At 47.6% G+C, this 6,848-nt stretch carries 7 protein-coding genes and 1 tRNA gene; 2 read left to right on the forward strand and 6 right to left on the reverse strand.

The features are described 5' to 3' along the window. Nucleotides 1-111: 111 nt before the first annotated feature. Nucleotides 112-1,254 (reverse strand): DUF3108 domain-containing protein, encoded by a 1,143-nt coding sequence (locus tag VFG09_14315; protein ID HET6516330.1) that lies wholly within the window; start codon nucleotides 1,252-1,254, stop codon nucleotides 112-114. Nucleotides 1,255-1,391: 137 nt separating this feature from the next. On the opposite strand from VFG09_14315, the gene VFG09_14320 reads away from it, so the two are divergent. Next, a tRNA-Gly gene (locus VFG09_14320) sits at nucleotides 1,392-1,466 on the forward strand. Between the two features lie 499 nt (nucleotides 1,467-1,965). Here the strand turns inward: VFG09_14320 and VFG09_14325 are convergent. From VFG09_14325 to VFG09_14345, 5 genes are all read right to left on the reverse strand, one after another. Next, nucleotides 1,966-2,166 carry a hypothetical protein gene (locus VFG09_14325; protein HET6516331.1) on the reverse strand — a complete coding sequence of 67 codons (201 nt, stop codon included), beginning with the start codon at nucleotides 2,164-2,166 and terminating at the stop codon, nucleotides 1,966-1,968. A gap of 501 nt (nucleotides 2,167-2,667) precedes the next feature. Next, nucleotides 2,668-3,300 carry a hypothetical protein gene (locus VFG09_14330; protein HET6516332.1) on the reverse strand — a complete coding sequence of 211 codons (633 nt, stop codon included), beginning with the start codon at nucleotides 3,298-3,300 and terminating at the stop codon, nucleotides 2,668-2,670. 98 nt (nucleotides 3,301-3,398) lie between these two features. Then, nucleotides 3,399-4,013 carry a hypothetical protein gene (locus VFG09_14335; GenBank protein ID HET6516333.1) on the reverse strand — a complete coding sequence of 205 codons (615 nt, stop codon included), beginning with the start codon at nucleotides 4,011-4,013 and terminating at the stop codon, nucleotides 3,399-3,401. 156 nt (nucleotides 4,014-4,169) lie between these two features. After that, nucleotides 4,170-4,292, reverse strand: a complete 123-nt coding sequence (locus VFG09_14340; GenBank protein ID HET6516334.1) for a hypothetical protein — start codon at nucleotides 4,290-4,292, stop codon at nucleotides 4,170-4,172. Nucleotides 4,293-4,334: 42 nt separating this feature from the next. Next, nucleotides 4,335-4,856, reverse strand: coding sequence for an ORF6N domain-containing protein (locus VFG09_14345; protein HET6516335.1), 522 nt, complete (start codon nucleotides 4,854-4,856; stop codon nucleotides 4,335-4,337). Nucleotides 4,857-5,405: 549 nt separating this feature from the next. On the opposite strand from VFG09_14345, the gene VFG09_14350 reads away from it, so the two are divergent. Then, entirely contained in the window at nucleotides 5,406-6,491 is a 1,086-nt protein-coding gene (locus VFG09_14350; GenBank protein ID HET6516336.1) for an asparaginase, read from the forward strand. Nucleotides 6,492-6,848: the final 357 nt, after the last annotated feature.

Here is a 6,848-nt window from a genome sequence, read left to right on the forward strand (position 1 = left end):
ACTTTCGGTGAAATCCGGAGAATACCTCATTGCCGGAAGCTCATCACATGTCCGGGGCTTCGATCCATGCCTGTCTGACAGTTGTTTGCAAGAATCAAGGATAACCTGATATCACTTCTCGATCTCGATCGTTCGCAATTGTGCGACGACCTTTCCGATGGGAACTTCCGTCTCCACCCTTACCGGTATCCTGCTCGTATCATCGGTAAGCCAGATCAGCACATCTCCCTTTTTCTGGAAGAGGCCTTCTGACATCAATATGGGTTTCACGATTATCGTATCAGTTTCGCCCCTCCCCGCGACGTCGATTTTCTCCTTTCTCAGGACATCAACCTGAACAGAGAGAATCTTGTCACTGTCAAAGATATGAACGTAAATCTTCTTTCCGATCTCCAGCGGCTGAATTCTGAGGTAGAAGAATCCGGAAACAACATCCCACAGGAGCGGGAGCGTCACGTCGTGCTCATTCATGATGTCCTTGAGGTGATCGAAGTAAGTCACCTTCCTGTTCTTCAGGTCAAATCGCGTCTCCTTGTTGCTCCGGTATTTGCCTTCATGCTGTCGTATCCTGAATGATAGAGGCATGCCGTCTTCGATCCTGCTTTCCGAGTAGTCTTCAACCTTGTAAAAATTTGACAGGAACTTTGCGGAATGTGCCTGAGAGGTAATCGTCACGCTGCTGTTTTGAACGGTCGTTTCGAGTGCTGCTTTCCCGACGTAGATTCCCAGCCAGTAAAGATCGTAGTTCAGTTTCTCCCTGAAGGACTTGGTCGGCTCTGCCGTCTTTTCCTCAATCTTCTCCTCTGTCTTTTCACCAGTCTCCTCCCCGGTTGTCTCCTCAGTCTTTGACGCCGATGCCTTTTCTTCTTTCGCAGTACCGTCGCCGATCTGAGCAGGCTGGTCCTGCGAAAAGGTATCGGCATCACTCTCAGCAGCTATTATATCGGTCTTCTCTTCCGGCGTTTCCTCAGACTCAAGGTTCTCGTGGCGCTGTGATCGAGCCCCTGTCTCTGCAAGACCATTCTGAAGTTTCGCTTCCCGCTTCTGCCCGCTTTTCTGAAAGACATCTCGAATCGATCCCTTGTCGCCACCTCTCGGCATTGACTCTTTTTCAATGTTGACCACGATGAAGTCCGGAGGATGAAGACCCGCAATCGTAACTCCTCTGGCGCCGGCCAAGGCTATGAGATGGACCACAAGGGAAAGAGTTAAGGCAATAATAAAGGGGAGGGGCTTATTCTTGATACTCTTCATAATCAGCTCATTTTTATTCTAATCCTTTTCATCCGTAAGGAGCAATGCATCTCGGCCAGGAAGCGCTCCTCTGGCCGGGTAACATGCGCTTGTTCCTTGACTTTTCGAGGTATGCTGTATTATAAAACAGTATATTTGCGGGCGTAACTCAGTGGTAGAGTGTCAGCTTCCCAAGCTGAAGGTCGCGGGTTCGAATCCCGTCGCCCGCTCCAAGAATATCAAGGGTTCGCAAAGATAAGGCTCTCTTACCCTTGATGCGACCCATTCTATAGCGGGATACCCTCTCAAGGTCGCTCATAAGGCTCCGTGCGAACTTCTCTCCGCTGAGCGGTGTGTAGGTGATAGTGGGTCGATCGGTAAACGTACCGTGGGCCCCCATCCCAATAAACTGGTCACCAAATCCCTCTTTTTTTACGACCTGCCCGTTGACGTTGACTCCTGTTTCAAGAGAGTATTGGCTGATCACCGAGGCAACGTCAATAAAGATGGGAGTATCGCCATACCGGGCCTTTACCACATTTAAGAGCATCTGCTGCTTCCAGGAATCCCCGATCGCACCGGTGTAGTCGAAACGGTCGCGGGCAACGGTGTGAGGTCCGATGCTCGCACAGCCCCAGAGGGCAGATAAGCTGAGCGAAAGGATAACCAATATTAATTTTTTGATCAATCCATTTTCCTTTCCTTAGAGGGTGTCATAAAAGATTCAGCAGCTTATATCTGCCTCAGCCTCCCGTCTCCGTCAGTCCCTGAAGGCCGGGATTGTTCTTCAATACGTTCCTCCTCCCTGCCCTGCGACCATACCAATAAGATGCAACACCCGGAAAGGATCACTGCCGTAAGAATAGCGGCCAATATCAAAACTACCCCTATGTCCAGCATGGTCCGCTGCTGCAACAGCATCGTCAGCCACATGAACATGAAAAGGCTCGACAGGAACAGCCACGGTTCCTGCAGATCACCGGGCTGCCCAAACCATGGACAGACATAGACCGGTCCGAGAGTGCCGGTAAGCTGAGCGAAAGGATAGTCAATATTAATTTCTTGATCAAATCCATATTCTTCTCCTGCGGGGATGTCATAAAGAATTCAACTGATTATATCTTATTGTAAGTAAGCATAGTCAACACAAAGAAATTGCTTCAGCTAAGAGTCATTCGGCGAGGGGTAGGAGATGGAAATCGATAGTCATCGAAAACTGAAAGTCTTCTCGGTTACAGGAAGACGCCGAAATAGTTGATTGGGCCTTTGGAGATGCCCTTTCCCTGGCATAATGCGGGGAGAAACTCACATGGTCGCTTGGCTGATTTGAAAGATGCCCAGTCCTCGCGATGTCTTATATTAAATTACGTTTGTTGTGCTTATTTTGGAACAACTCTTCGCTTCAATGATTATTTTGTTGACGTTCCCCGGTAATTAAGAATTTTCGAAAATAACCATTGCTACTGAAACAAAGAATCCAAGAACTGTGAAAACACCAGCCATTTTTCTTCCATGTTCATAAGCTTCTGGCATCATTGAATTGGCTAACATCATCAGGATAGCTCCTCCAGCAAAAGCCTGGATAAATGCCAGCCAGTGCTCGGATGCATTCCTGAAAAGGCTATAACCTGCAACGGTTGAACCAGCACAAACCAAAGCAATGAATAACCAAAGAAAGATTATTTTTTCCCGGCCCCAGCCACTTGCTTTCATCCCGGTAGTCCCGGCAATGGCTTCCGGAAGATTGGAAATAAAAACCGCCACCAACATGGCCAGGCTTACGGTACCTCCTTCGAATATCCCTAATCCTATGACGATAGATTCAGGTATTCCATCAAGGATAATGGCCAGTACCATCGGGATTATCAATTTGGAACTTTGAGATCCTTCAACAGTCATAGGGTTGTCGCTTCCCAATTTTTCAATCAGCTTGTCGGCGAAAAAAAAGGTGAAAGCCCCGGTGAAAAAACCGAAGGCAGGAAAACCGGTTCCTTTTGCCAATTTTACAGATTCAAAAACTAATTCATAGGAGATTGCCGAAATCAATGTCCCGGCGCCAAAAGCCATGATGATCCCGATGGTTCGTTTGCTTAAGGAAAAGCTTGTGGCAATAAGTCCCCCTACTATCAAGGAGGACGTTGCCAGTAAGCCCCAGAAGAATGACTTCAACATATGAATGAATTTGAAGTTAAATTTTGTTTAAAAATTAATTTCTTCATTGTCCTATATCCATCGGTTGCCGTTTTACACAGCATCGACAAAGGTCTCCCGAGTTCATTATCGTATGGCTTCCTCTGCGTGCCACCCCTCGCAACCAACAAATGATATGCCAATACACAGAGGAAGATATGAGTTTCAACCCGTCGTTCCACCTGATGAAAAATGGGACGCTCTGACAAAGGACTTTTCATCGCCCGGAAGGCGGCCTCCGCGCGGGTCAGCGTCATGTATATTCGCCATATCTCATCTGCGCTCAAATCCGCCCTGTCGGTCTTCAGGATATAACTGCCGTCAAGGAATTCCGCCTTTCGCATCTTTTCTTTATCCACAGTGCAGAGCAAATCCTTCTTTCCGGCATCGTAGGTAAGCAGGTAATAGCGGGCAACCCGAGGGTATCTTTCTTTGAGACGGCCGATCGCCTCATAAATTGCTGTCTCTTTCATAGAACGGCGACCGCCTTCTACCCGCTTTTTAAGCCGTGACACATCGGCAAGATATTCCTTCTCCTGTTTCTCTCTGATGGCCTTGTCTTTTTCTGTCCGCCCGCTGCTTATACACAACACATATGTTACATCGCCCTGCCTGGATGGCCAGAAGTTATATCTTCAACTTGCAGACCATGAATCACATTATTCTCACGAATCACACGCTTCGCACTATTCTCACCAGTCGCATTATTCACATTACTCAGGCTATTAGGCCGAGATTTTTCCCTTTTACTGACCTATAAGCATTGCGTCCAGCTGCTTCCGCGCCTCGGCAATGGCTTCCTGAGTCTTTACGATCTCCTCTTGATTATCGTAATACTTATTGATCGCCTCGATACCGTTGGTCTGCACGTAAGCCCTGGGCGCGTCCGACTTAATGGTCTTGATAAAAATTTATTTCCCCTTCTCCTCAGCAAGAAAACCTATTCTCTTTTTCGGCTTTTCCGGAGGTTCTAATAATTGCCTGATAGCGTCAAAGACAATCTTAAACTGGTAATCGTACTTCTTTTCCATCTCCTCAATCTTCTGTTTCAAATCCTTATGAGTCATGAGCATTTCCCGAAGCCTTGCAAAGGTTCTCATGATCTGGATATTAACGTGAATAGCCCTTTGACTGTTCAGCACACTTGAGAGCATGGCTACACCGTTTTCTGTAAAGACATAAGGGCGATAACGCTGGCCGCCCCATCTTGAGGTGCCAAAATGGAACCTCAAGTTTTCAAACTCCTCGTCTGATAATTGGAACATGAAATCTTCGGGAAAACGGTCAAGATTACGCTTTACCGCCCTGTTGAGAGCCTTCGTCTCAACTTCATATAACAAGGCAAGGTCTCTGTCGAGCATCACCTTCTTGCCTCGGATGAACAGTATCTTGTCTTCAATGATTTCCCGCGGGATGATATCGCCTCTTTTCATTCGGCCTTCCTTTCCGAATTGATAAACTCTATCACAAGGATTTCGTTACAATCAATGGAAAGGCACCCCAGAGATTCCACCGATGCCTATTATTCTGTTTCTTGTGTGCTATTTGTTCGGATCGTTCCAGACAGCATGTGCCGGACCATTGCAACTTCCCCCCTAAACAAGCACTGAGATGTGCTTCCTGAAATCGACAACAGTTTCGATGTCCTGAATCTACCTCTTTCCGCTCAAACATCTCAGAATTCGGCAATCGGCTGACGTTAATTACTTCCGATACACCGCGCGGTCGAGGTCGGACCGGAAAGTGAGAAGATTCTTTCTGCAAATCCTCAGTGCCCGTGAAATTGTACTTCCTGCTAAGCGAACTGAGACATTTCTGGATTAGTTCGCTAGCTTCACCTGCAGTCTTAACATTCGTACTATTTCGAATTATGCCTTGCATGGGTGATAACATGAAACTTGACGGACATGCTGGATTGTGGTAGAAGGAAACTAAGGAGGCGGGGGTTAACACAGAAAAAGACGAGAAAGGAGGAGCTAAAGATGCGAAGAACAGACCACATTCACAACAAGATGAAAAGACACATTTTTGTTGTAACAGTTTTTGTAATGGTGCTAGTGGTAATGTCAATATCTGGAGTTTTAGCGGCTTCACTTCCTAAGGTCGTGATAGTGACAACCGGAGGAACATTAGCAACGAAGTTTGATCCCAAAGCAGGCGGCCTTGTTCCTGCGGTCAGCGGAGTTGACCTCGTTGCATCGGTTCCGGGGTTGAAGGACATTGCCGATGTCGAAGTGGTCGATTTCAGCAACATCCCAGGCGACTATTACACCCCTCAAAAATGGTTTGAACTTTCACAGAAGGTCAACGAGATACTGGCCCGGGCTGACGTGTCCGGTGTAATCATTACTCAGGGACTCGATGCAATGGAGGAAACAGCCTACTTCCTTGATCTGACCAGCATGACAGACAAGCCGATAGTTTGCACCGGTGGTAAGCGGGATGCCTCTCAATGGGATACTGACGGACCACGCAACATCCTGAATTCTGTGCGTGTAGCTATTGCAAAAGAGGCTATCGGTCAGGGAGTAATGGTAGTCCTTAACAGTCAGATAAATGCTGCACGAGAAGTTACCGACACCAGTAAGGAACGATTCGAGACATTCAAGTCCGGGCAGGCGGGCTTCCTCGGATACGTGGACGATGATCGAATCCTCTTTATCAGAAAGTCGCTGAGACGCCAGACCCTCCCAATCACAGGGCCCCCCCCTCCTGTGGACATTGTGGCCATGTATGGAGGGGCTGACGGAAAGTTCATCGATAAGGCCATCGACTCTGGTACGCAGGCAATAGTGGTCGTGGGTAACGGGATAGGCAATGTAAACGTAGAAATGTATGAGGCGATCAAGAGGGCTCGTGACAAGGGAATCCCCGTGGTCATAAGTTCCTGGGTTCCTGATGGCAGGGTGCGACCCAAATATGCGTGGAAAGGTGGCAGTCAAACACTCGCCCAACTGGGTGCTGTCTACGCAAACGACCTTAGCCCTAAGAAGGCGAGGATACTGCTCATGATAGCTATGGGAACCACGAAGGACTCTAAGGGACTTCAGGACATTTTCAACAAATAACTTAATAGCGGGGTCATCTTCTGCCGCTTGTTTGGCAGCTGCAGGCCCCGCGAGGTTACCATCCGAAATCCTCATCCTAATTAGGCAGCGCTCATCGCGGAGTTGTGGCTGTACATACGCCTTCGGGTATTTTTAGAGGTCTTTGTTTCCCGTCTTACTCCTCATAGAGTTTCGCCTTGTGATAACTGTGGATAAGTCGGTGAAGTAAACAAATGGATAGTCTATAATACGGAGAGAAACGTTGAGAGTAGCTTGTTTCGATGGAGGCTGCATTCGCCGGAATCCCCACAGACTGAAATAATTCTTAAACAGCCGAACAAACGATCACATGAACAATGAGAACAAACGGCATTATAG

The organism is Thermodesulfovibrionales bacterium, from assembly GCA_035686305.1.
In the GTDB taxonomy this organism is placed as follows: domain Bacteria; phylum Nitrospirota; class Thermodesulfovibrionia; order Thermodesulfovibrionales; family UBA9159; genus DASRZP01.